We start from the raw sequence: 24311 nt of genomic DNA, 5'->3' as shown, positions 1-24311 counted from the left end.
TGCCCACTGGTGCGAGCTTCAATGGTATGGCCAACTTCTATCGCAAGAGGTGAGAGACCTGAGAGAACAATGACCAATGCCGGCGTATTGGGGAGTGGATTTTGCGCCGGCGGTTACCGAACTCGCAGAAATATCGACGATAAAGTTGGTCCAGGGCTCGGCGCGCTTGCTCCGGCAGATCCGTGCCCCTGCCGGGATTTCAACTGGATGGGCGCAAGGAAAGCCACACGAGGTGGGATATCTCGATCCAACCATCATTTCGTCGTGGGCTGTGTCGCCTTTATCGCTCAGTCATCCGAGAGCATGCACGACCGAGAACATGCATGAGTAAGCCCTCATGAAGAACACAAATCGGCGGTCCTGCGTCGGAACGCTCTTTGTTCCGGCCATTCCGGAGAACCCTGCAAATGGTTGAATCATACCCGGAGAATATACAGAACCTGCGCGCTGCAATCCCAATTGGCGGCAGGGTCTTGGAGATAACGACGACAACGGGCTGCGTCGTCGGATGTTCTTATTGTCCTCAGGACAAGTTCGCCGAACGGCAAAGAGCCGTGTCCCGCGCAAAGCATCTTCGTCTCGAAGATTTCAAGAGGTGCCTTTCGCACGTACCGGCAGCTGTCGACATCAGCTTTGCCGGGTACTCAGAGCCCTGGCTCAATCCGGCTTGCACCGAAATGGTTGAGCATGCCTACGCAGCTGGCCATGGCATCCGAATTTTCACGACACTCGCAGGAATGAACGAACGGAATTTACGACGCTTGCAAGCGCTGCAATTCCGAGTTTTCCTGGTGCACGTGTTTGATGACGGCACCTACATGAACAGTCGCCTGGTCAGGCGCAAGTATGTCGATTTGATGCGTCAACTGGTCGACGCAGACATTCCATCGATGCTGTTCATAGTCATGGGTGAGGTTCATCCCGAGCTTGTCGACATAATCCCCGAGGAAGCGCTGGTTCGTTCGCGTCCGCTGAGCAGCAGGGGCGGAAGCGTCGATCCAAAGATCGTTGAGGCACGACAGCCGATCGCCGGGGCACTAACATGTGTCGACGAACGAGAACATCGTAATGTTCTTCTCCCAAACGGCGACGTCACCCTTTGCTGCATGGATTTTGAGCGACGCCACATCCTGGGCAATCTCCTCCACGATGAATATCAAGATCTCTTCAAAGGACCGACTTTTCGCAAGATTGTCGATCGCATGAACGGGGGGGACGGTTTTCTTCTCTGCCGGATATGTGAATTCGCTAAGCCAACGGCATCGGCATGCTGATTTGTGAGGGAACCGACGCCCTGCCCTGGCGCACACCTCGCGCGAAGGCGCGTCGCTCGAAGCGAGACTCCGCCCGACCCAGCTGCTCTGTTTGAACCGTTTTGGCTCGTGCATGTCAACAGCTGTGGCCAAATTCATCAGGTCATCGGTCACGACGTTCGTGGGCGAAAGATTTTTACTCTGCAAGCGCCCACCCAATCTTTTGAGGCTAATCGACGCACATGCATTCGGGCATGCGGACTTTCAGCACGGGCACTTTAACAGCCAGGCAATGACCGAGTTTCCAAAAGGGCGTCCGGGACGAGCCAAACGCGCCGATCGGTTTTCGGAACAGGTAGAATCTCTCGATGGCAAGGCGAGTGACGGTTCTCTTCTATGGCCTGTTCATGGACCCGGAAGGCTTGATGGCAAAACGTCTTCGTCCGGCCGATTTCAGAGGGCCTATCTCGAGCGGTTTGCGCTGAGGCTATCAAACCCTGCAACGTTGGTGGCCTATCATAACGGTCGGGTTTACGGCACAATCGCTACGCTCACCCATGCCGAACTAGATCGGCTCTATTCAGAGCTGAGCGTCGTAGCCTATCGACCCGAGCCTGTCCTCGCCCGACTTGCCGACGGCACGGCAGAGCTGATGCTTTGCTTCAATCTTCCAACGATCCCGCACGACAGGACGACCGATCCGGGCTATGTCGCTGATCTGCGGGCGATCGTGCGGAAGGTCGGCTTGCCGGAGTTGTACATGGTCAGCATTGGCAAGGACGAATAAGGGTTATGATGGCACCTCGCGACGGGGCTTGCGCCAACGGCAATCGCGGCCGGACACATCGCGCTGAGGCGCTGAGCCTCATCGCTTGACATGAGCCGCAATCGGGGGACCGGCCCCAAACCAGTGCAATATCCCGGCCTACTGCCTACTGCCTTGCGTGACCGTCCGTACTGAAGGTGTCAAAGGAGCTTCCATTCCAGCGGCAATGAGATGCCGTTCAGCGCCGCTGGCCGCCCGCCCTATTGGCCAAGCGCTTTAGGGTTGGCGGTACGGTTCTTTTTCAAAGTTCTTAGCTCGCTGCTTCGGTGGATTTGAACATGCTCACGCTCATTCACGCGAGCGCGCGCTCAAGGGACTTGAATCGCACGGAACGTCATATTGTACGAGTTTCAAAGTAGGTCGCGACGGTCTGACAAGGCGTACGTTCGACGCTGGCGATGACAGCTCTCATTAGCCGTCTCGACCTGTCCTTTATGGGCACGTCGCCATGAGGCATGGCCGATGTCCCTTGCCACAGGTGGGGCAATGACGTCCAACGCCGTTGACGTTTGTGTAGTCGGAAGTGGTGCAAGCGGCTCGATCGTCGCCCACGAGATCGCCAGAAACGGATTCCGGGTACACGTCCTCGAAGCGGGCTTGAAGCTTCCCACTGGCACCTCACTGGCGACGGTCCAAAATGGTATTGACGCCGCCCTGGTGCGGTCCCCGACCGGTACATTGAGGCCGATCGGCTGGCCGTGGACCGTGTCGACGCCCGGTGGTGGAATGACACTCTACGCCGGCATCGCATTCCGATATCGCAAGGTTGATTTCGACGCGCGAGCGCATGTCGCCCCTGACGCGCTCGACCCGGTCTGGCCCATCGACTACGGCGAACTACGTCCCTATTACGAGGAGCTCGAACAGCGGATCGGGGTCGCGAGGTTGGCTGGCGCGGATCCACTCGAACCGCCCAGTGATCCCGCCGTGCTGCCACCGCACAGATATAGCTTGCAGGGCGGATTGATCGCTACGGCGGGCGGACGCCTGGGCCGGCAGCCGTTCCCGACCCCGCTGGCGATCAACTCGGTCCCCTACCGCGGCCGGCCGGCCTGTGACTGGTGCGGCCCGTGCAACGAACACCCGTGTCCAAGCGGCGCGCGTGCCGATGCGGACTCACCATTCACCGACGTCTGCCTGCCACCCGGCGCCCTGTCGGTCAGCTCGGGCAGCAAAGCTGTGCATATCGAACTTGGCAGCGTCAGCCGCGCCGATACGGTCGAATGGTTAGACACCGTCACCCGGCAACGCGCACGGATCCATGCCCGCTGCATGGTGCTCGCCGGCAACGCGATTCAATCTGCCGCCTTGCTGCTACGCTCAGTGCAGCGAGCGGCCCCCAACGGCATCGGCAACGCCACGGGCATGGTCGGCAGGGGCATCTGTTTCAAGATCAGCGGCTACGTCTCTGGCACCATCACAATGAATCGGCTGCCTTTGCATTCGTCCGGCGGACCGTTCTCCACTGTTGCGATGACCGATCACTATCTCGACAGTGATGCGCCCTCTGGCCTCGGCGGACTGATTTACGAAGCCAGTCCAGCAGATCGGGCGGCCGGCGAGGGACAGGTGCCGCTAAGAGTACACTTCCTGGCGGCCGATCAGCCCATGCGCAGCAACGCCGTTCGACTGGCCAACAGTCGCGATCGGCTCGGTCTGCCCAACATCATTCTTGAATACCGCACCCATCCGCTGGACAAGCGCCGTCTCGGCTATTTGTCCCAACGCGCATCGGACGTGCTGGCCGAGGCAGGCGTGAAAGAGATCGATTACGAGGATTCCAACTATCAGTTCGGTAGCGGCCATCTGCATGGCGGCTGTCGAGCGGGTGTTGATCCAAAGGAATCCGTAGTCGACCGCTGGGGGCGCGTGCACGATATCGACAATCTCTATGTCGCGGACGGCGGGTTCTTCCCGTATCCCGGAGGCGTCAACCCGACCTTCAGCATTCAAGCGAACGCGCTGCGGATCGCTCGGAGAATCCTCACGCAGCTGGCCTGACAGGCCGCGACGATCGGAGAATTGTTGATGTTCACCAGCACACCCCACGGCACGTTGGCCGCGACGGATACGCACAAATCCGCACTGCGCCGCGCGTTGAGGATCACTGCGTCGGAGAAATGGGATCTCAATCGGCGTTTTCCCCTCGTCATGAGCCATGCCTCCGGTGCGCATGTCTTTGATGTCGATGGAAGACAATACGTGGATCTCACCTCCTGTAGCGGGGCTGCGCCGCTTGGAGCTGGGTATCAACCGGTCGTCGATCATGTGACTGCGGAATTGCACCGCACCGGCGGCATCCTGCCCGGGCCGTTGTCCGTGCATCGGATCGAATTGGCCGAGCGGCTAGCGGAAATAATCCCGCTTGCGCAGCGCTCGATATTTTTCCGCACTGGCTCCTGCGCCACGACCGCCGCAGTCCGCCTTGCTCGCACACATACCGGTGTGAACCTGGTGCTTACCAGCGGATATCACGGTTGGCACGACTGGCACTTGCAGGACCGTCCGGGGATGGGACTACCCGACCGGGACCTGGACAGTATCGACTTCCATTACGACCTTGACTTGCTCAAAAGATTGACCAAAACGCAGCGCGTCGCTGCTGTGATCATCACTCCCGAGGTCAACTTCTTTCCGCCCGAATATCACCGGGAATTGCAAAATCTCGTGCACCAGTACGGTGCCCTGCTCATCCTAGACGAGGTGATGACGGGATTCCGCTATGGCCTCGGCGGCTATCACACCGCGATCGGGCTTGCGCCCGACCTGATCACACTCAGCAAGGGACTAGCCAACGGCATGGCATTATCGGCGGTGGCTGGTCGGGCGGACGTGATTGCCGCCGCCGAAAAGACATACATGGGCAACACCTATCAACGCGAGATCACCCCGTTCGCTGCCGCCCTGAGCACCCTCGACGCGCTGAGCGACGGCACCGCGCTCGCCCGGATGCACCAGGTTGGCGAGGACCTCATCAAAGGCCTCAACGAGGTCTTCGCCCGCCATCGGGTTCAGGCGAGCGCGTTCGCATGGCCGACCATGTTCGACGTCGTGTTTGCCAATGCCGAGCTCGGTCACACATTCTTTCAGGAAATGTGGTCGCGCGGCTTCCTGATGCAGTACGGTGGTCGTTTCATGCCGTCCGCCGCGCTCTCCGATGCCGACGTGCAAGGTGCGATTGATGCCGCCGGACAGGCTCTGATGGCGGCACTGGCCCGGGTGGACGCAACTTGCGACAACCCGGATCCGATCGCCGCTGCGGTGCGGTTCGCCGGTGATCACTTCATCGCAACGCCGGACACCGTCCGGCGGTGGGTCACCGCTGCGAGCCATCCATGAACACCAGCAGTCGAGCAGCGGATACTCCCATGCCCAAGGCCGACCTGTTCTCCACCTCGCCGGTGCTGCTCGGCGGCGAGCATCGATCCGGCACCACCTTGTTGAGCGTCGTGCTGGACTCCCATGCCGATCTGGTGGTCGGGCCGGAGATCGACTTCCTAGAACCGCCGAACCTCGGGCCGCACATTCTAGGAGCGACCGACCTGCTCGCAGCTAACGATTCCCGGGTCAGCGGCACCACCAAAAGTGCGATCGACCCCTTCTGGTATGACGGCGCGCATTTCGTGGTGCAATGCCAGCGGTTCGGCCTGAACTTCGATGATGTGCGCAAGCTTGTTACCAAGGTGATGGACGAGACGGCTGGCGATATCATTTCGTTCGCCGACAGATGCAGGCTGATCAACGAGATCGGTGAGTTCCGTAAGGTACGAACAGGGGCAAGGCGCTGGGGACTGAAGCTCCAACGCAAGATCACCCAAATCGACGTCTTCGCACAGCTATGGCCCGATGCGCATTTCGTGCACATCGTCCGGGATGGTCGGGACCTTGCCGCCTCGCATTTGAAAACCGTGCCAGACTGGGGATACCGAACTGTGGCAGAGGCCGCGCACGGCTGGCTTGAAGTCGTATCTCGGCCGCATCTCCTCGCGCCGCCGGCGCGCTATCTCGAGGTGCGCTATGAGGATTTGGTGACTCGCCCTCGTCCCAGCCTCATGCAGATTTTGGATCACCTGCAGCTCCCCTGGGATGAAGCCGTGCTGCGGCACGCCGAACATAAGCACGCGCTGTTCGAAAGGCCGCACGGCCATCCGGCAGCCGAGTCCGCGGGCAAACCGCTGCACGCAGGCCGCCTTGGCCGGTACAGGCAGGATCTGACGCTGACGGAAGTCGCGGAATTCGAGCGCATCGCCGGCGGCGAATTGGCTCGGTTGGGTTATCTGTCGACCTCGAGCCCGGCCATCGACGCATGAATCCTACCGAGATCTCCCCCCCATCTAAAGGATTACCGCGCGGCTACTTAAGGCTGCTCGTCGGGCGCACTGTGTCGGAATTGGGATCCGAAGTGACGGTGCTGGCGCTACCGCTGACGGCGATCACTCTGCTGGGAGCGGGCCCGGCTCAGACCGGGTTGTTGCTTGCCTGCGGCCGGGCGCCGAACCTCGTCATTGGCCTGCTTGCCGGGGTGATCGTGGACCGCCTGCCACACCGATACATCCTGTTGACTGCCAATTTAGTGATGGCACTAACGCTTGCAACCATTCCGCTGCTCGCCAGCCTTGGCTGGCTCGGAATGGTCCAACTGTGTGCGGCAACCACGCTTGTCGGGACGGCTGCGGTGATCGGTGAAGTCGCCTATCTGGCGTGCGTGCCAACCGTCGTTGATCGCGCTCTACTCGTCAGAGCGCAGAGCTCCTGGCAACTCAGCAGATCTTGCGTGGTGACCGTCGGTCCGTTTCTGGCAGGCTGGCTGGTCACCGCGTTCTCCGCGCCAACCGCGATTCTCGCCGACTCGGCCTCGTTCGTGCTGGCCATCGTCTTGCTGCCGCTGGTGCCGACACGTACGGCCGAACCGCCGGAAACTGAATCGAGCTCGGTCATCAGTCAGATCGCGGAAGGACTGACGACCGTGTTTGGCAACCCGATTCTGCGGGCGGTTACGTTTGCGACCGGCACCTTCATCTTCTGCTACAACGCTTACTCTGCGGTTTTTCTGCTTTATCTGACCCAACATCTTGGTTTGGACGGTTGGACCACGGGCGTGGTTCTCAGCATCGGCGCACTGGGTGGTATTGGGGGCGCGGCCACCGCAGCGCGGGCTGGCCGCGCCATCGGCCTTGGGCCTGTGTTGATGGTTACCTTGGCGCTTAGCGGCGCCGGCATGACCCTGGCAGCACTGCTCACGCAGCCGCGGCCGGCTGCAGTGATTTGCGTTGCGCTGTCCCAGTTCGTGCTGTCGTTTGGTCAAGAGATCTACAACGTACACCAAGTCTCCGTTCGATACGCGCTGGCTCCGCCTCGGGTGCTGGGCCGCGTCAACGCGAGCATCCGCAGCCTGGTGTGGGGGCTTGCGCCGCTAGGCGCGCTGCTTGGCGGTGCGGTCGGCGCCGGGCCTGGCCTGCGGACTGCGCTAGTGGCCAGCAGCGCGCTGAGCGCGGCCTCCATGCTGTGGATCTGGCGATCGCCTCTGCGCCGCACCCACAGCTTGCACCTCTGATACCACGGACTGGCTGGCAGGACTGCGCATGGAGATCAACCAGCTCGGGGACCTCGAGTTGTGGCCGGGCCGGCTGACCTTGTGGCGCATCAGCGTGCCCGGCACGGCCAGATGGCGCCCGGACCCGCGTCGCCCGTCCTATGTTCAGGAGGAACACCTTCGCTGTTTCGAGAATGGCCGGCCAGCCTGGCTGGGCGTCGCGTTTGAATGGTCGGGCGAGGTCGATACGGCAGCACTGAGCTGCGCGATCCTTGGCTGGGTCGACCGGCACGAGGCACTACGCTGCCGCTTCGACAAGGACGGCACCGCGATCCACCTTGCGACGGTCGGCCCGGGCGCGGCAGCACTCGATCTGGTCGAACTCGGTGACTATGCCGATTCCCGCGAACTCGCCCGGACGCTAGAAGAAATGTTCGACACCGAGGCGAAACCGCTGAGCTGGCCACCGTATGTCTTCGTCACAATCAGCCGGCCCGAATGCACCACTCTCGTCATCGCCTCCGACCACTCGGTGACGGACGCCTACTCCATGGCCTCGGTACCCTACGAGATCAGGGAACTCTACTCCGCGGCGATTCAGGGCGTGGCCCCGCGACTGGCTCCGGCGCACAGCTATCTGGAGTACGCCGTCTCCGAGCGCGCCCGTGTAAGCGATCTGACCGACGGGGATCCGGTGATCGGACACTGGCGCGAGCTGATTGCGGCCACCGGCGGTCAACTGCCCGATTTTCCGGTGTCACTCGGTGCACCGGGCGGCGGCGCCGCCTTGCAGCAGACCAGACGGATCTGGCTATCTGACGCGGAAAGCGCAGTGAGGTTCGATCGGGCGTGTCGCGCCCAGGGCGGACATACAATGGCAGGCATGTTTGCGTGCCTGGCCTTGGCGGGGAAAGCGCTCGGCAACCAAAAGAAATTCCACTCCGTCGCTCCCTTTCACACGCGAAGCGCAACGCGATGGAAGAACTCGGTTGGGTGGTATGTCGGGATGAGCCCGGTAAGCTTCCCGGTGTCCGACACGTTCCCAGACCTGCTGCGCTCCGTTAGGCTCGAACTGAAGCGGGCCAATGAAACCGCGCAGGTGCCTTTTTCCAAGGCGATGGACGTGCTAGGCGCTGCATTGCGGGATCGCTTTATGGTCTCCTATATGGACGATCGGGTGGTTCCCGGATCGGATTGCTGGGCGCGCTGGCGAACGAGATTTTTGATAAGCCGTAGCATCGACCCGCAGGAGGTCTATGTGTGGGTCAGCCGGTCGCACGAGGGAATCTGCTTGAATTTCCGTCACCCCGGCACGCCGACCGCCCGCACCGCAGTGGACCGCTATTTCGCCGAAGTCGCGAGGCTGGCCAACGGGATCAGCGGTGCATTATCGCGGCCGGTCGTGATGGACGACTGACTTGGCTACCGGCGTACAAAAAGCTCTCACGTTTGCCGATCGAAAATCCGGTGTCCTAGGGACGTCCAACCGTAGCTGCGTTGGAGTGATGTGCGCCGTCGCGAAGAGACCGTTCAGCACGTTGGCTCAGCGCGACATCGACGATCATGGAAGCCTTGTGAGCGGCGATGTCATGGTGCCGCTCCTATGACATTGGCCGGTGTCCGGTCCGCGCCTCCCTCGGCGTAAAGGGTGGGCATGCAGCGCGGCCACTGCGCTTAGCGATGCAGCCCAGATTGATGTCTTCTTTTTTCTAGCGACCATTCTGTCGCGGGCTCATCAAAACGTTGCCCAGATTCCCACAGTCGACAGCAAAAGAGTCGTTCGACCCGCCAATCCACATGCAGTTTGACTGATTCTAGATAGCCAGCCGGGCGCGCGAGGCTGGCTCACTTCGGTTGGGCGGCTTCAGGCCAATCTGAGAACTCCATCTCGAACCGACCAAATCCAGCCGGCTTGGTCGTAAAGTTGACTGCCTTTCCTGACAGCGCCGCTAATGAGCCGGATGCGAACTTAAAGACCATCTTACCGGATGCTGCTATGCCAAGAGGTCTCTTATCCCGCATGACTAGGAAGGCGGTTCCCTCCAGAAGCTGTCCAACTGCAAATCCGTCGATCGCGTGGTGAATATCGAGAGACGCTAAAGACGTCCCTTTCTCACCATCCAACTCGCTGACCGAAATCGCCGTGATCGTGGCATCTCTCAATGGCCCGTCGGCCACGTGACAGGTATATTGAAGGCTGATGATGACGCGCTCATCCCGATCGCCCATTGGCTCTCGATCAACCCCGTCTGTCGAGCAGTCATAGCGCCGGATCGTGTCCGCACGCGCTCCCCCGCTCAGCCCGAGCAAACCCAAAGCGGAACATAGTACGATCGCGAGAAAGGATGTCTTCATCCGCTTATGCCTTCGTGGGATACCCTCCGCTTGATACCTACAACTTGACGCTGCGACCGATTCAAGCCCTCGGGTCGGATACCTTAGGGCGCTCCAGATCTGCATTTGTGGAAGCGTAAGTCCGTTCGTTCTCGGGTTCGCGGTCGAAGTCGAAGTCGCCGACGCCTCCCGCATCGGGCGTCGCACTGGAAGAACGAGGATCTCTTGCGGTTACGCCGCGATTCTTAAAAGCGGTGCATTTTACCTTGGGTTGGCGGGCTTATGAGGAAATCATACAGCCAGACCTTTCCCTGCCTGGAATTCGCGCTGCGTGTCCGTATTGGTCATCAATTTATAGGGCGCGTCGATCGAAAGGGAAAACCGAGACCGCCGGTCATGCTTCCTGAATTGCTGGAGGCGGCCAAAGCACAGGGACTGATCTCCGGCGAGATTGAGTGGACACCCCTTGCGACGATTGCGGCGATGATTGCGGAGCGCTACGCGGTGTTCGGCCTGAGGACGCCCTTTCCCCAGATAGCCAAAAGCCGCCCGAAAGGGGCGGCCTGCGCAACAGTTCACAGATCTGGGACGACGTATTCGGGACAGTTGGCTGGCAAATATTTTCGCGCAGCTTTTCGTCCTAAAAGCCGACCATTCCGCTGCAAAGCACTAGCGCGAACCGAGTAAGTTCTCGCCTCCGTTGAGGGAGGTTGAATTGTCAACTACAGCGATTGACACTAGGGGCGAGACCTATATCGCGCCGGTGATCGTAATACTCGGCGTTCTGTTCGCCGTGTTCTACCGCAATCCGCTACTCCTGACCGACCCCCAGATGTTCAGCGAGGACCTGTTCATCTATTTCAACGAGGACCGCCTGTTCGGCGTGGCCGCGCTGGTACGGCCGTATGCTGGCTATCTTCAGATTTGCTGCCGGATCATCGCCCTCATCACCGGGTTTTTCCCAGCTCGATATGCCGCAGAATTATATGCGACGTTCTTCGTCGGAACGATCTTCGCGACCGCAGCAGTGATCTATGCCTCGCCAATCTTCACCCGCTGGGGAAAAGTGCTTGCCGCCCTGGCATTGGTCTACTCACCGACCGGCTCGGAAACCCTATTCGGGATGCCTTACACCCAATGGATCATGGCACCGGTTGCCGGGCTGGCCTTGTACGAAAGTCCTGCGTCCAAGGGACGAATGGTGGTTCTGCTCGGCTATTTTGTCTTGATCGGCCTGTCGTCCCCGATGGTTATCCTTGCCGCACCGTTCGTGCTCTGGAAGACCTTCAGCGAGCGAACCCGCTACACGCTCTGGCTTTGCGCAATCACCGCGCTCTGCGTCGCCGTTCAGCTCCATGGCATCATCAGCCGATCCGCAGCGAATCCAGCCGATGGAACTGTGGTCGAGCGCGCCTTCGCGGCCAGCAGCATTTTCTATAGTTGGCTGACGGGTCCGCACTATCCGGGCTTTTGGATTGCGTTGGCGATATCCCTGCCGACATTCGTGCTCGCCGCTTGGTACCTCTGGGCCAACAGAACACAGCGAGCCATCATCTATTTCGTCGGCTACGGCGGGCTCGCACTGATCGCCGGTTGTTTGCAGGTCGACGCCTCGCTTCACGCCAATCAATTCCTGTTCGGCGCGAGATACTTCTATCCTCCAATAGTCCTGTTCGTTCTTGCCTTCATCGCAATCGAGCAGAAGACCGAGCGCGACCCTATCACATTGCCGATCGCCGCTGTCGCGTTAGGGCTCATCTACGCGGCGCGCATCACCAACATGAATGGTCACTTCACCAACCGAAATTGGACTGAAACGGCAGCATGCGTGGAGCACGGCGCCAAATGCATCACAGGGCTCAATCCCGGCAACACCGGCTCCGTGCGCGTGCCCTCCGACTCCGAACTTAAGACTATGTCGAGTGAGGAACGTATAGCCTTTCGCAATTCTCAAAGAACTCCATGAAGCGATATGCTCAGGGCGCGAGCGTCGCACTGATGTTTGCGTTGGTCATCGCGGTTGTCGCACTCGTCGCGCAAGCGGGGGGTTTTTAAGCGGTGATGTTGCTGAAATCGAGCTCGGATAGGACCGATCGCCGCGTTGCTGGCTGCGATGCGAATCCCGCATAGACGCGAAGTCGTGACATGCCGCCTTGACGCTCCTAGACAGCATCGGGAGACGTTGATAACCGTTGTGGTGTCAAGGCCTTAGTTTCTCTAAAATCAGCTTACGCGATAGCATCGCCGATATCGATCGGACTGTGATAGCATCCCGGACCAGGTATCCCAAGCAGCACACTCGTTTCGACCAGCATCGCGACCACTATGAGCGCCAACGCGAGCCTTTCGACCGAGCATTCTCCTCGCCAAACAGTTACGTCGCCCTTGAGCATTTCTTCGCCAATGCTGAACAAATGCAGAGGCTCGCCATTAAGGCACAGGTCTCGACGCTCGGAAGCAGGACGGACGTCGAATCTTGTCAAAAGGAGAAAACAATGATGAACGGCAGCGGAACATTGCGCATGGCTCTGTTGTCGATCGCGCTTACATCTTGCCTTGCGAGGAATGGGCTCGCAGCGCCCACAATTTCGGCATATTACCTGACTGGCCCCGGCGCAGAAAAAGGCACGCCGGACTACTACGCGAGTCTAGATAATCTCGAGGAGCTCAGCGAGAAGATCGAGCACGATCAGACGAATTTCAACAGCCTCGTGCTGTCGTTCGTGCAGCCCAGTTTGACCAAATACACATCGAACGATCTGACTTGCACGGGACTTTTTGGTTATATCTGTAGCAGTGACAAAGGCACAACCAAGGCTGTCTCTACGAAGAACAGAGATCCGAAAGCCGATTTCGAGACTCTCAAACGGATCGTCACCGATCTACGAGCCCATGGCGTGGAAACCTCCATAGCAGTCGGCGGATGGAATTTCAGTTGTTATCCCAAGATCTACGATGCGACGGCAGGAAAGAGCAATTCATGCGGCCCCGCGGATGAAGTGTATGATACCTTTCCGAACCCTTCGACGGAAATACCTCGTCCTCAATTTGAAAGCGGCATCATAGGAAGCGACGCGGACAGCGCATACAAGAACATCGTTGCGCTCGCAAATGATCTTGGGGTTGCGGGCATCGATGTCGATTATGAAGAGTTCTGGCACGCCGACATCAATGCCAAGTCTTGGACGTTGACTCCCGACAAACTCACGCCGCCCGCACCGACCAATGATGCGATGAAAGCGGAGATGCTAGACGACAAGGCCTTGATGCAGCTTGGCATCGGAGCTGACGTATTTGGCGACGCCATGAAACTCAATCCTGACAGCGACAAGCTTCCACGTGCTATGCCGCGGACGGTCGAGAAGTTCGCTGCGATTCTGAAATCGTTGGACAACGCGATCACAAGCATCAATCGATCCTTGAAGCTCAGCGTTGCAGCCCCTGCCAACGGTGGGATCCCGAATATGTCGGCCAATTGGGACACTGTCGCTCCGAACTCGGGCATTTATGGAGGTGTATGGCGAGGCGGCAATCTTTATGGCCTGATCTACAACACCGCCCTCCTCCACAAGGCGGAGATAGACAAGTTAAGCCAGGTCGGCATTATGTCCTACGATCTTGGTGAACTGGACTGTGAGCGCACCCGTCCCGGGACTCACATTCCATGTGATCTCGTAGGACAAGTAAACTATTACTATGCGCAGTCCGCGGTTTGGCTCAAAAATGGCAACGGACTGCCGGCAGATTCGAAGTTTGCAGACTTGCACGCAAATGTCTCAGGATCGAGGACCGGCGCTCGAGCCTCAATTCAGCCCCGCAAACTCCTGATCACGCCACCGATCACGGTCGGCTTTGAAGTGGGACAACCAGCAAGCGGGAATCTGCCACTTACCAGAGATGATCTGACGAAGATCATTGACGAGACAATCAAGCATTCTCGGTCAGGGATCATCATGTGGGATTTATACAAAAACGTCCGCTTCGATCGAGATCAATGGAGACCGAACTGGGCTAGCCCGAAGGACGTGCTGAAGGAAGCTTGCACGAAAATGGGGCTTTCCGGACAGTATTATAACTGCGAGGCCAACATCCCACGCTAGAGGAGATCCAGTTACTCAAGATCATATCCTGCTGCCTTGAAGGCGGGTTCTGCCGGCGTCAGTTTATCGAAAGCGAAAGCCGATAGCCTCCCACAGGGCCGCGATTGTCTGCTCGGCCGTGGCTTGCCAGATTGCCTGGAGCCGTGACTGCGATCGGGCGGGATAGCGACCTGCTAGATGCACATGAGTTTTGCCAATGAGCACGCTTGGATCTCACGAACTCTTACGTGTGAACAAGATCGGAGACCATGCCTTGAGCCCTCTTAGCGAGCGCTGGCGAATGCGCACTGATCGCGAAGTGCTAACGGCGAATTCGCTCCGCGCGGCTGCCGTTGTGCACAGTGAGAATAGATCGTTCTTGGATCGTCACTCGAATTGACTGGATCTCGGTCCGCGATGTGCATGAACGAGAAACTCGTGTGAGTGGCTCCAGAGCCCGGTGCCATGGAAAGTGTTGTTGCACCTCGATCATCGCTCATCGTATGAGCTGCTCTCAAGTGCTTCAGGCCGCGGATTTGTTGCGAGGAACTATCTGTTCGTCCCGTCGGCATTCACCAACAAGTTGCTTTGGATCGGCAGAACATCAACCACCTGCTCGCGATTCGCTATCATCGTCGAGCAAGGCCTCCCGCCATTCATACCGTAGCCGGGACTTCGGAAATGACGTGACGTGTGCTGCCGCAGCGCGGCGTCATTTCGGTTGAGCAGCCTCAGGCCAATCTGTGAACTCCATCTCGAACCGACGAGCACCGGCGGGCATGGTCGTAAATTTGACAGTCTTTCCGGAGAGAGCTGCCAACGAGCCGGATGCGAACTTAAACGCCGTCTTACCCGAAGCTGCGATGCCAGCGGTCCTGTTGTTCTCCATGACTGAGGAGCCGCCCCCCTCCAAGAGCTGGCCAACTGCAAATCCTTCGAGCGCGCGGTGAACGTCGAGAGAAGCCAGGTACGTCCCTTTCTCACCGTCCCACTCGCTGACCGATATTCCCGTAATTCCCGCGTCCTTCAACAGCCCATCCGCGACGCGACAGGTGTATTGAAGGCTGACAATGATGTGCCCATTCCGATCGCCTACCGGCTCTCGATCCGTCCCGTCTATGGTGCAATCATAGCGTCGGGTGGAGTCCGCAAGCGCAACCGCATTCAGCCCGAGCAAACCGAAAACGGAACATAGTACAACAGTGAGAAAGGGTTTTTTCATTTGTGTATACTGCGCGGATATGCCTCCTGAATGGTGTACAACTTGACGCTACGACCGATTCAAGCGCATTTGACGCGTTGGCGCTCCTCACTCTGGCAACGGGCCATTCAGGACTGATCCGACCGATAGGCACGCAACTGCCAGCTGCAATGCAAAGTTTGATGCTGCGGGTGGGCAGCACCAAAAATCCTTCGACCACGGGATGAACCGCTAAAACCTGTTGACGGTGCGAGAGAGGCGGCACTCGCGTGCGATCAGGCAATTACATTCGACTCAACAACCCGAATTGATCGGCAAAGAACGCGCGCATGATGCGTAACGGAGGCAAAAAGCAAACGGCCCCTCGCTTCAGCCGAAAGAGCAAGACAGCTCGAGCAGTTGAAATACCGACGATGTCAAAGCAAGGGATTTGCCCATAGTCGTCTGCGCAAGGTATCGAAAAATGAAACTTTGCGCGGATGTTTCGAAAAATCGCCTGTATGCGGGGACTACCCTGAAGCGACCCGCTGCCGGCGGGCGCTATCCGTCGCGCGCAAGGACCTTGTTGAGGGCAGCGACTGGCTGCAACTGCTCCTCTCCCGACCGGGCGAGCGGGTGAACAGCCTCTTCAAGCAAGGCCGCGAGAGCATCGGAACGCACCGAGTTCGCCGAACAGATATTTCGCCGACCAATCGCCGGAATTGCGATCCATATGCCGTCCGATTTAGTCGCGCAGACCTCGTCCGCCGCTCCCGAATTTCGTCAAACGGCATGGGGACGCCAAAAATCGTTCGACCACCTCCACTGTGTTGCGCTCGCCGGCGAGGTTGTCTGCGAAAAGCCGCGCGACGTCTCGCCGGGTGATGTGGGTGAGCGGCTGATCGGCGACCTCGAGCACCCTACGTCCGCTTCGTCGAGGGGATCTCTCCGCGCTCAGCCGCAAATGAAGGCCGTCCGCGCCAATTCTTTCCAAGTAAGGTTGGCGAGTGCAGGGGGATGCGCTGGCGCTTTGAGAGACCCTCGCCAGTTGGAACGACCAGCTCGGCGATTCGTGGGGGCGCCCCGTTCAGCTCAGCGTCATCGGCTGCAGCACGCCGGCGATAAGGCTGTGAAGATCAGAAGCCATCGGGAAACTTGGGGAGCCTTTATTGTCCTTAAGGTTGCTTGCATGCGGAGTCAGTAACAAATTAGCCAGCGACCTATGTTCGGTCATCTTATGCTCCGTCGAACCCACCGATGCTGTGGTCGTCTGGTGGTCAGCATGAGTCCGCTCCTGTGACTTTTTCTGACCGCACACGAGGTCCGAGGCCGAACATGCGTCCAACCACTCTGGATTCACATTTCTGATTCTGCTGCTTGGGATCTACGGGTCGAGAACGTTGGCCATTGCGTCGATATGTGCGTCGATCCGGGTAAGGACCTGCTTAGGCACGACGTCGCGCTCTGGAAGAACCGACCACTTCGCTCGCACCCCCGCCGCAGTCTCGGCGACGGCTATTGTAACTGCCCCCTCCGGAAGACGGCTACGGTTTGCGAAATTGCGCCAGCGCTCCGGGGTCAGCGCCTTGAACGACTTTTCGCCCGCGAGGCTGAGCGCCAGTCCATCCTTAGGAATATAGGGCATTGTTGAAAGCACGTCGTAGACGGGCGACAGCGTTGGCGTTCGGCCATCACCCGGATAGAGCAGCGACCAATTCTTGAGATGCATATCGCCGTTTCCGGTGATCGCCGTGAGCGCGAGGCGCCGAACGAATTCGATTGCTGAATCGAAGGAGACGCCGCTGGTCAGTGCCGCGGCGATATTGTGATACGCTGCGCCAGTGTATTTCTCGGACGGATAGCGGCCGAAGACTTGCGCAAAGTCCTCCATATGCACACGCGCTCCATCAGCGCCGCGGTCGAACCGGCGGACAAGCAGCACCTTGCCCGTGGACATGGTGTTGAATTCTTCCGGAATACCAGCGAACTCTGACCTATCGACGAGTTCGCTGTCCGGCACTTCCATCCCCACGGCTTTCGCCAGGGCCAGGATCGCGAATTCGTTTTCCGCGAGCCCGATGTGCGTGAGGGAGGGAAATTTCGCGATGTACTGCCCTCGTTCGTCATTGACGGCGAGAGTGATACCCCGCTCCTTTCCGGCGTTCTTCATAACAGAAAGCTTCATCTGAACACCGGCAAGTGAAAAGCGTGCCTTCTTGCCTTCTGCCTCTGGACCGGCTGGAACGCGGATGCCCTCCCTTGGTAGGGCACGCACCGCTCCTGGCAGGTTGGTACCCAGCGCAGCCAAGAGATCGAAGTCGTTTCCAGGTCGTACGGACGCCGCGTGGTGCTTTTCCATCGCTTCGCGCAGTTTCTCTTCCGGCAGCAGGTTCGCGAAGAACGGCGGCAGCGCACCGCGTATGGGATTGGGATCCCGGCGGAGACCGCCGTCCGCTGAGCGAAGTGACAGGCTAAAGACCGGCGGGTCGTGCAAGCTCCGATACGCGGGCAAGAGATTGAATGCGATGTAGTCACCCGGCGTTCGGACGAGGGTTCCGACGGGAAGTTCGTTCAACAAGATATCGAGCGATTGGACACGTTCAGCCGCGGGGACAGCCTTATTCACCCCCCTCCTCCTCTTCGACGTCTGACGTAAACGCGGGACGATCGTCGTCGGTAGCGGCTGGCTGCAGCATCGACTGGATAGCGGGCACCAATGCCTGCGGGATCAACATCATTTCCATGCCAAGGGCCCGGGCAACGTTGATGAGGGTCGTTGCGCGGGCGGCGGCGGCGCCCGTTTCAATGTCGCGGTAGCGGGGTCTGCTGATATTTGCCCGAAGGGCGATTTGCTCCTGGGACAAACCAGCAGCCTTGCGCGCTTCTCGAAAGCGCAGACCGAGCCCCTTGAGTAGCGGGTCCGCAGTATAGGCCACGATATGTTCCCGGATCATTGCGACTCTGTGTGATACGTATACAGATCATTTCAACGTTTGTCAAGGGAATCGTAGAGGGATCTTATTGCCATAAATGATCTGTAAACATATCATACCCGCAAGAGCAGAGCGTAGGAACCGTCACGAGAGCGCCTTCGAGGTCATCCGGCCACCGATCCGCACTAACGTTGCAATTTTTGGGCGGCCCTTCTCCGCTACCTGGTACGCGGCTGACCCGACAGCTCACTTGCCCCGCGCCCGATCGATCTGCTGTTGCACCCAAGGACCCTCGCGATGATGTTCGAGGTTTCGAGCGCCTCCAGGTGTCGTTGCGGATCGCGGCGCAAGTGGATGCGCCTTCCCACAACCGGCACTCATATCTGCGGTCGAATGCGCATTAGGAGAATTCAAGCGGGTCGCGCATCGCCGTCTTTTAAGAAGTTAGCGGCGGAGCGCAGCGCATCAAACAACGTGTAAGAGGGAGATGTTTTTGTTTCTCTTCGTGCACAGTCATGGAGGTGGCGAGTTCGATTTATGGATCGCGACTAGCCATAAGGCAGTTCAGTTCGAGTTCGTCGCGGGTGCGGCAAGCGGCTGCGCCGCGGCTTGCGGGGCGCGGCCGACAGCGACGGTCAACAAGCCCTGCCTCCAGAGCCGCCTTGCGGCCTGCCTGGCGTCGTCCAGCGTCACGGCATCGACAATGGCATTGTGCTTCTCGATATAGTCAATCGGCAGCTTGTCCTGCTGATATTGCAGCAGCGCCTGGGCGAGCTTCGAGGAGGTGTCAAGCGCCAGCATCTGCGAGCCCTTGAGGTAGGACTTTGCCTCGTCGAGCTCCTTCTGCGTCGGTCCTTCCTCGGCGATGCGGCGCACCTCCTTCTCGATCGCATCGATGGTGTCGCCGGCGCGGTCGGCGCGCGTGCCGGTGTTGCCGATGAAGACGGCCGAGTGCTCCATCCAGAGCAGCGATTCATACAGCGAATAGGCGAGCCCGCGCTTCTCGCGCACCTCGCGATAGAGCCGGGACGGCAATCCGCCGCCGCCCAGGATGTGGTTGACGACGTACGCGGCCATGAAGTGCGGATCGCTGCGCTTCACGCCGGGCCCTCCGAAGGTGATGACGGTCTGCGGCACATCGAGCGGGACGAAGGCGCGCTGCGGCGGCTTGGCCGCCTCGACGTCGGCGACCGGGGTGAGGTTCGCCTTGGCCGGCAGGCTGCCAAAGGTCTTGTCGAGCAGCTTGCCGAGGGTTGCCGGGTCGACGTCGCCGACGACAGCGACCTTCAAGGTATCCTTGGCCAGCACCCGGCCAACATAGTCCTTCATGTCGGCGACCGTGATGGTCGGCACGCTTTCCAACGTGCCGCTGGTCTGCCGACCGTAGGGATGATCGCCGAAGGTGATCTCCAGGAACTTGCGGCCGGCAAGCGCGGCCGGATTGGTGGTGCGGCGGCGCAGGCCGGAGATCATCTCGGAACGGATACGCTCGACGTCGGCGGTGTCGAAATGCGGTGAGGTCAGCGCCATCCGCAACAGGTCAAAGGCCTCGTCCTTGTTGTCGCGGAGCATACGCAGGCTGCCTCGGAACGTGTCACGGCCGGCGTTGAAGGAGAGCTCGATGGCGCGACACTCGAGCCGCTCGTGGAAGGTCTTGGAATCGAGATCGCCGGAGCCTTCGTCGAGAAGGTCGCCGACGAGGTTTGCAACGCCCGGCTTGTCCTTGGGATCCTGCGACGCACCACCGGCAAAGGAATACTCCATCGCGATCAGCGGCACGGTCGCATCCTGCACGAACCATGCTTCGATGCCGTCCGGCGAGACCAAATGCTCAATCTTGGCAGCGGCGAACGACGGCGCGGCCGCCCCGAGCGAGACTACGAGTCCGCCTGCAAGGGAGAGCGCAGTGCGTCGAGTGCAAAGGAAGGACTGGTTCACAAACGCTTCTCCTCGCGCTTGGCGGTGGTGGTGTCCTTGATCAGATAGCCGGTGACCGAGCGCTTCTTCTCGAGCCATTTCTGCGCGGCAGCGCGTACCTGGTCGGCGGTCACGGCGCGGATGCGATCGGGCCAACTGCGGATGTCCTCGATGGACAGGCCCGTCGTCAACGCGCCACCGTACCATTGCGCCAGCACCGCCTGACTGTCCTGGGCGTAGATCGCTCTCGCGATGAGCCGGCTCTTGATCCGTTCGAGATCCTCGGCACGGATGGGGTTCTGCACGATGTCGGCGATCACGTTGTCGATGACCTGCTCGACCTCCGCGAAGCTGACGCCCTGCTTGGGCGAGGCCGCGATCGAGAACTGGCTCGGGTCGAGCGAGATGCTCGAATAGCTGGCGCTGACGGAGACCGCGAGCGGTTTGTCGACGACGAGCGCGCGGTAGAGATAGGAGTTGCTGCCGCCCCCCATCAATTGCGCGAGCACCTCAAGTGCCTCGCTCTCGCCGGGCGCCGCGGTCGCGGCTGAGGGCACGAGATAAATGCGCTGCACGCTCGGCTGCTCGACGCGCGGATCGGACAGCGTGACGGTGCGCGGGCCGGCGGGCTCCGGCTCCTGGGGACGGATGCGTTGTGCGGGAATCGCGGGTCGGGCCGGGATCCAGCCGAAATTGTACTCGGCCAGCAGGCGCACGTCGGCGGCTGCGACGTCGCCAGCGATCACCAGGATCGCATTGTTCGGTGCATAAAAGCGGCGGTAGAAGGCAAGCGCGTCCTCGCGATCCAACTTTTCGATTTCTCGTCGCCAACCGATGATCGGCCGTCCATAGGGGTGATTGAGGTAGAGCGCTCCCACCATCTGCTCGTACAGCCGCGCCTCGGGACTGTTGGCAACCCGCATGTTGTGCTCTTCGAGCACGACGTCGCGCTCGGCTCGCACGTTCTCGTCCTTCAGAACCAGGCCAGTCATCCGGTCGGCCTCGAGGTCCATCATGGTCGACAGTTGTTCGCGCGGGACGCGCTGAAAATAGGCCGTGAAATCAGTGGACGTGAAGGCGTTTTGGTTTCCACCGACGCGATGCACGATCTGCGATAGCTCACCGAGCGTGTGCTCCTCCGTGCCTTTGAACATGAGATGTTCGAGAAAATGGGCGAGTCCGGATTTGCCCGGCGCCTCATCTGCGGAGCCTACTTTGTACCAGATCATCTGCGTCACCACCGGTGTGCGATGGTCCGGGATCACGACCACTTGCAGGCCGTTACCAAGCGCAAAGCTGGTGAGTCGCATGGAGCTCGCAAGAGCCTCGTCTGATACGCCGGCTATTACGAAGGCGCACGTCAGGACCCGCGCCAGAAGGCAAACGACCGATCGCGATGAGGACGTCGGAAGTCTTGACAGCAGCAGTAGTAGATTTTTCGAAACGAAAGCCCGATCGCGCCGTCGAAGGGGCGCGGCATTGTTTTCAAAACGGTTCGTCAACCGCCGGATCGGTATGGCTTTTTGCAAGTGCCATTGCGATTGGTTCTGGATGAGGAATGTGGTCATGATCGTAGTCATCTGTCGGATGCTCCATGCTTTTGGCTAACCAATCGACAGATCGCCTTGCTCCACGGGATATCGTCAGCCAGGCGCGTCGCCGACGAAGCCAAAGCATTAGTCGTGCCAAAGGAGAAACTGTTTGAACTGCAACGTGATCGCCCTAAGCAGCCTGTCAGCATCTTCACACATCGTCATACATCGGACACGGTGCGCGCGTTGGAACAGGAGCGGCTATCGAGAGACTCCTTCTTGCGAATCACAGTTGCACCCGCCCAGCGCGTTGCTGGCCTGCCCACTTTCTGGAATGAGATGACCAAGTGCATGGGTGGCCGCGATCAGCGCCAGTTCGAGAACCTGTGCAAGGTCCCCGCGAGATGCCGCTGATCGGTTTGTGGTCAGTTCGGCGGTCTAGGCTGCAGAAAGCTGCAATCGACGTTTCACAACGCTTAAGCTTGCGCGAGCGAAGAAATTGGCGGCTGTGGCGCGAGGGCAGAACGATCTTGAGACCAGGAGCTTGCAATAGAGAAATCGACGCGCGATTCGCCGTTGCCGCATCTGACCGTGATCGAACGCCATTTTATCAAAGGCCAATCACGCATTTGGGATGTAGGGAGCGTAATGGCAGATCTGTCGGCAAAAGCAGATCATTCTAGCCGCCGGCAGCGCCTGGCCTCCCGTCATAACGATGCAAGCCTTTGAGCTTTGACGGCTCAAAAGCTTGCAGCTTGCAGCCTCCGGCCGACTCGAGGCACGGCACCTAAGCTTTCGCCTTTGATGGTCGCCCTCTAGTCGGTGTCTTTTGACGCGTAGAGCGAGGGGGGAAGGAGTTTAGTGAAACTTGTAGGAGACCTGCAGGAACGTGCCCCATCGTTCCATGCGATAGTTCGCAAGGTAAGGCCCAGAGGTGACGGGAAAGGTGCGCGCCTGCTCGGCTTGGGTGGCGAATTGCTCACTATCTCTCGGACTCCACATCGCCCAGTAACGACCGCCGACGCCGACGCTGAAATTGCTGGTGATGAGGTACGATAGAACGCCTTCTATTTGTACCCCATGGCCACCACTCCCGCGATGATCGTTGAAGGTCGTGAAGTCGCGCAACAGATGATTGTCGCGCCCCTGGAAATCCGTCCAGGGCAAATAAGCGACATCGGCGCTCACGCGCCAACGATCGAGAAACATGGTCTCAGCGTTGAGGCCGATGCGCAGCGCATTCCAGTTGGTATCTTGGCTGCCTACTGTCCTTTGATCGCCCGGCGCGAGACATTGAAGCGACGCGATCCGAACGCATCCTGTCGAATCAGACTTTTGGCCGTAATAGGTCCAGCCGGTGAATCCACCGATCTTGTACGTGCTCCCACGCAAAAAATCATAGCCCGCATCGGCCGTGTAGTACATGAACCTTCCGTTCGCCTGACCCGAGATCGTGTTGGTATAGGCCATGGGATCGCCGGCGTCCGGAACTAAGCCCCAATCTTCATCATTCTCATTCCCGCGGTTAAAGAGCCCGAATCCGATATTGCCCTTCAGGAAGATCCCCCAGGGGCTGTCAATCCGTTCGAACAACTCACCGGAAATCCCATCCAGCTTGTGATAGGTCAGCCTCGACACAAGACCCGGCGGACCATTTTCCCATTGAAATTTTCCTCGGCTCAGCCAGAGCCGTGTGCCGCTTTCAAGCGACCAGCCTGCGGCGAAGGGAATAGCCGGCGCGCTAAAGGTCGGCTTTATCGGATAGAGCGACGTATCCGGCCATCGCGGCGTCAATGTATCGGCATCAAAATGGTAGTTCAGAGCGATCTTACCGATCTGGTAGCCGCTGGACAGGTGAGTGGTGTTAGCTGGCACCGTTGCCAAGGGTGGATATTCTAGCGTCGAAGGGGTTGCCACACTTGGTCCGCCGAACTTCAGATAATCATATTCGAGACTGACCGACCACGCCGGCGTGAGCGCGTGTTCGACACCCGCGCCGATGATGCCTCCGAAACGACCATAGTCAAAATGGGTTGCATTCTGTGGCGCCCATCCGGAGGGGTAAGGCTTGCTACGAAACTCGTTACCGTTGGCGATATCGCCGTGGTTGTGTTGCCAGGCCACACCTGCTTTGAAATAGGCAAGCGTGCGGCCCTGCGGGCCAAAGGCATAACCTAGCCGGCCGGTCCCGGTGACGAAGACGTCCGGACTTGCGTTGCAGTTTGCGCTCACGAGAACACCGGAAGCGGCAAGACAGGTGTTTGCACCGTCCGAGATGGCGCCGCTGACATCCAATTCAAGGCCAAAGATCCAGTGGTCTCTCTGCCAATTGTAACCGATCTGCGCTCCTGCCAGGAATACAGGGGTTTCGACCACGTCGCCATAGATCGAGGGACCGTAGGGATCACTAAATGATGTCCGGCCGTAGCCCCCGCCGACCTGCCCGCCGAAATATCCTCCGGTCCAGCTCCATAAGACAGGCGGGACCTTTACTGCCGGCTTAAAATCTGCCGAATTGACGACCCCGCTTGCAACGAGCGCTGCCGTTGCCGTCCCCCAAAACAAAAGTTCAGGTCTCATATCACCTCACGAACACACAACGCGCGCGCCAACTTGCAACGAAGGCCGAATGACCGACGTTGTCGCACTGCTTCCACGGGGCGAATGTTGTGCAGGATCCAGGCCATCGGACGCGGCGCGCATTCCCTGCAGTTGCTCGTCAGT

18 protein-coding genes are annotated in these 24311 nt (G+C 59.4%); 10 read left to right on the top strand and 8 right to left on the bottom strand.

What is annotated here, in order from left to right; translation table 11 throughout:
* The first annotated feature begins 407 nt into the window (after nucleotides 1-407).
* From ACV1FX_RS21220 to ACV1FX_RS21190, 7 genes are all read left to right on the top strand, one after another.
* Nucleotides 408-1274 (top strand): radical SAM/SPASM domain-containing protein, encoded by an 867-nt coding sequence (locus ACV1FX_RS21220; RefSeq protein ID WP_473119502.1) that lies wholly within the window; start codon nucleotides 408-410, stop codon nucleotides 1272-1274.
* A gap of 112 nt (nucleotides 1275-1386) precedes the next feature.
* Complete coding sequence (locus ACV1FX_RS21215; RefSeq protein ID WP_473119501.1) at nucleotides 1387-2040, top strand: hypothetical protein; 654 nt, start codon at nucleotides 1387-1389, stop codon at nucleotides 2038-2040.
* Nucleotides 2041-2565: 525 nt separating this feature from the next.
* Nucleotides 2566-4080 carry a GMC oxidoreductase gene (locus ACV1FX_RS21210; RefSeq protein ID WP_473119500.1) on the top strand — a complete coding sequence of 505 codons (1515 nt, stop codon included), beginning with the start codon at nucleotides 2566-2568 and terminating at the stop codon, nucleotides 4078-4080.
* Nucleotides 4081-4107: 27 nt separating this feature from the next.
* Entirely contained in the window at nucleotides 4108-5418 is a 1311-nt protein-coding gene (locus ACV1FX_RS21205) for an aminotransferase class III-fold pyridoxal phosphate-dependent enzyme (protein WP_473119499.1), read from the top strand.
* A gap of 29 nt (nucleotides 5419-5447) precedes the next feature.
* Nucleotides 5448-6389 carry a sulfotransferase family protein gene (locus ACV1FX_RS21200; RefSeq protein ID WP_473119498.1) on the top strand — a complete coding sequence of 314 codons (942 nt, stop codon included), beginning with the start codon at nucleotides 5448-5450 and terminating at the stop codon, nucleotides 6387-6389.
* Nucleotides 6386-7633 carry an MFS transporter gene (locus ACV1FX_RS21195; protein ID WP_473119497.1) on the top strand — a complete coding sequence of 416 codons (1248 nt, stop codon included), beginning with the start codon at nucleotides 6386-6388 and terminating at the stop codon, nucleotides 7631-7633. Before ACV1FX_RS21200 ends, ACV1FX_RS21195 begins: the two co-directional genes overlap by 4 nt.
* Nucleotides 7634-7661: 28 nt before the next feature.
* Entirely contained in the window at nucleotides 7662-9029 is a 1368-nt protein-coding gene (locus ACV1FX_RS21190; protein ID WP_473119496.1) for a condensation domain-containing protein, read from the top strand.
* A 428-nt stretch (nucleotides 9030-9457) separates the two neighbouring features.
* On the opposite strand, the gene ACV1FX_RS21185 is transcribed toward ACV1FX_RS21190, so the two are convergent.
* Entirely contained in the window at nucleotides 9458-9967 is a 510-nt protein-coding gene (locus ACV1FX_RS21185; protein WP_473119495.1) for a hypothetical protein, read from the bottom strand.
* Nucleotides 9968-10228: 261 nt separating this feature from the next.
* On the opposite strand from ACV1FX_RS21185, the gene ACV1FX_RS21180 reads away from it, so the two are divergent.
* The 3 genes from ACV1FX_RS21180 to ACV1FX_RS21170 all read left to right on the top strand — a co-directional run bounded on the left by ACV1FX_RS21180 (nucleotide 10229) and on the right by ACV1FX_RS21170 (nucleotide 14046).
* Entirely contained in the window at nucleotides 10229-10633 is a 405-nt protein-coding gene (locus ACV1FX_RS21180) for a hypothetical protein (protein WP_473119494.1), read from the top strand.
* A 28-nt stretch (nucleotides 10634-10661) separates the two neighbouring features.
* Nucleotides 10662-11912 carry a hypothetical protein gene (locus ACV1FX_RS21175; protein WP_473119493.1) on the top strand — a complete coding sequence of 417 codons (1251 nt, stop codon included), beginning with the start codon at nucleotides 10662-10664 and terminating at the stop codon, nucleotides 11910-11912.
* 529 nt (nucleotides 11913-12441) lie between these two features.
* Nucleotides 12442-14046 (top strand): hypothetical protein, encoded by a 1605-nt coding sequence (locus ACV1FX_RS21170; protein ID WP_473119492.1) that lies wholly within the window; start codon nucleotides 12442-12444, stop codon nucleotides 14044-14046.
* Nucleotides 14047-14737: 691 nt separating this feature from the next.
* On the opposite strand, the gene ACV1FX_RS21165 is transcribed toward ACV1FX_RS21170, so the two are convergent.
* The 7 genes from ACV1FX_RS21165 to ACV1FX_RS21135 form a co-directional block, all read right to left on the bottom strand.
* The gene (locus ACV1FX_RS21165) at nucleotides 14738-15247 is read right to left on the bottom strand and encodes a hypothetical protein (RefSeq protein ID WP_473119491.1); all 510 of its coding nucleotides are present in this window, start codon (nucleotides 15245-15247) and stop codon (nucleotides 14738-14740) included.
* Between the two features lie 1045 nt (nucleotides 15248-16292).
* A complete protein-coding gene (locus tag ACV1FX_RS21160; RefSeq protein WP_473119490.1) occupies nucleotides 16293-16439 on the bottom strand; it encodes a hypothetical protein in 147 nt (48 codons plus the stop codon).
* A gap of 150 nt (nucleotides 16440-16589) precedes the next feature.
* A complete protein-coding gene (locus tag ACV1FX_RS21155) occupies nucleotides 16590-17831 on the bottom strand; it encodes a type II toxin-antitoxin system HipA family toxin (RefSeq protein WP_473119489.1) in 1242 nt (413 codons plus the stop codon).
* Entirely contained in the window at nucleotides 17824-18159 is a 336-nt protein-coding gene (locus tag ACV1FX_RS21150; RefSeq protein ID WP_473119488.1) for a helix-turn-helix domain-containing protein, read from the bottom strand. The genes ACV1FX_RS21155 and ACV1FX_RS21150 overlap by 8 nt, the downstream gene beginning before the upstream one ends.
* 543 nt (nucleotides 18160-18702) lie before the next feature.
* Entirely contained in the window at nucleotides 18703-20154 is a 1452-nt protein-coding gene (locus ACV1FX_RS21145) for a M16 family metallopeptidase (RefSeq protein ID WP_473119487.1), read from the bottom strand.
* Nucleotides 20073-21365, bottom strand: coding sequence for a M16 family metallopeptidase (locus ACV1FX_RS21140; protein WP_473119486.1), 1293 nt, complete (start codon nucleotides 21363-21365; stop codon nucleotides 20073-20075). The genes ACV1FX_RS21145 and ACV1FX_RS21140 overlap by 82 nt, the downstream gene beginning before the upstream one ends.
* Nucleotides 21366-22445: 1080 nt before the next feature.
* Nucleotides 22446-24167 carry an outer membrane protein gene (locus ACV1FX_RS21135; protein ID WP_473119485.1) on the bottom strand — a complete coding sequence of 574 codons (1722 nt, stop codon included), beginning with the start codon at nucleotides 24165-24167 and terminating at the stop codon, nucleotides 22446-22448.
* Between the last annotated feature and the right edge of the window lie 144 nt (nucleotides 24168-24311).

The organism is Bradyrhizobium ingae, assembly GCF_055791185.1.
This window is presented reverse-complemented; position numbering and strand designations above follow the sequence as displayed.

Bases quoted from the DNA above. Each gene is read 5' to 3' on its own strand.
- ACV1FX_RS21220 (WP_473119502.1), top strand. From the start codon at position 408: ATGGTTGAATCATACCCGGAGAATATACAGAACCTGCGCGCTGCAATC.
- ACV1FX_RS21215 (WP_473119501.1), top strand. From the start codon at position 1,387: ATGTCAACAGCTGTGGCCAAATTCATCAGGTCATCGGTCACGACGTTC.
- ACV1FX_RS21210 (WP_473119500.1), top strand. From the start codon at position 2,566: ATGACGTCCAACGCCGTTGACGTTTGTGTAGTCGGAAGTGGTGCAAGC.
- ACV1FX_RS21205 (WP_473119499.1), top strand. From the start codon at position 4,108: ATGTTCACCAGCACACCCCACGGCACGTTGGCCGCGACGGATACGCAC.
- ACV1FX_RS21200 (WP_473119498.1), top strand. From the start codon at position 5,448: ATGCCCAAGGCCGACCTGTTCTCCACCTCGCCGGTGCTGCTCGGCGGC.
- ACV1FX_RS21195 (WP_473119497.1), top strand. From the start codon at position 6,386: ATGAATCCTACCGAGATCTCCCCCCCATCTAAAGGATTACCGCGCGGC.
- ACV1FX_RS21190 (WP_473119496.1), top strand. From the start codon at position 7,662: ATGGAGATCAACCAGCTCGGGGACCTCGAGTTGTGGCCGGGCCGGCTG.
- ACV1FX_RS21185 (WP_473119495.1), bottom strand. From the start codon at position 9,967: ATGAAGACATCCTTTCTCGCGATCGTACTATGTTCCGCTTTGGGTTTG.
- ACV1FX_RS21180 (WP_473119494.1), top strand. From the start codon at position 10,229: ATGAGGAAATCATACAGCCAGACCTTTCCCTGCCTGGAATTCGCGCTG.
- ACV1FX_RS21170 (WP_473119492.1), top strand. From the start codon at position 12,442: ATGATGAACGGCAGCGGAACATTGCGCATGGCTCTGTTGTCGATCGCG.
- ACV1FX_RS21165 (WP_473119491.1), bottom strand. From the start codon at position 15,247: ATGAAAAAACCCTTTCTCACTGTTGTACTATGTTCCGTTTTCGGTTTG.
- ACV1FX_RS21160 (WP_473119490.1), bottom strand. From the start codon at position 16,439: ATGACCGAACATAGGTCGCTGGCTAATTTGTTACTGACTCCGCATGCA.
- ACV1FX_RS21150 (WP_473119488.1), bottom strand. From the start codon at position 18,159: ATGATCCGGGAACATATCGTGGCCTATACTGCGGACCCGCTACTCAAG.
- ACV1FX_RS21145 (WP_473119487.1), bottom strand. From the start codon at position 20,154: ATGGCTCGAGAAGAAGCGCTCGGTCACCGGCTATCTGATCAAGGACAC.
- ACV1FX_RS21140 (WP_473119486.1), bottom strand. From the start codon at position 21,365: ATGCGACTCACCAGCTTTGCGCTTGGTAACGGCCTGCAAGTGGTCGTG.
- ACV1FX_RS21135 (WP_473119485.1), bottom strand. From the start codon at position 24,167: ATGAGACCTGAACTTTTGTTTTGGGGGACGGCAACGGCAGCGCTCGTT.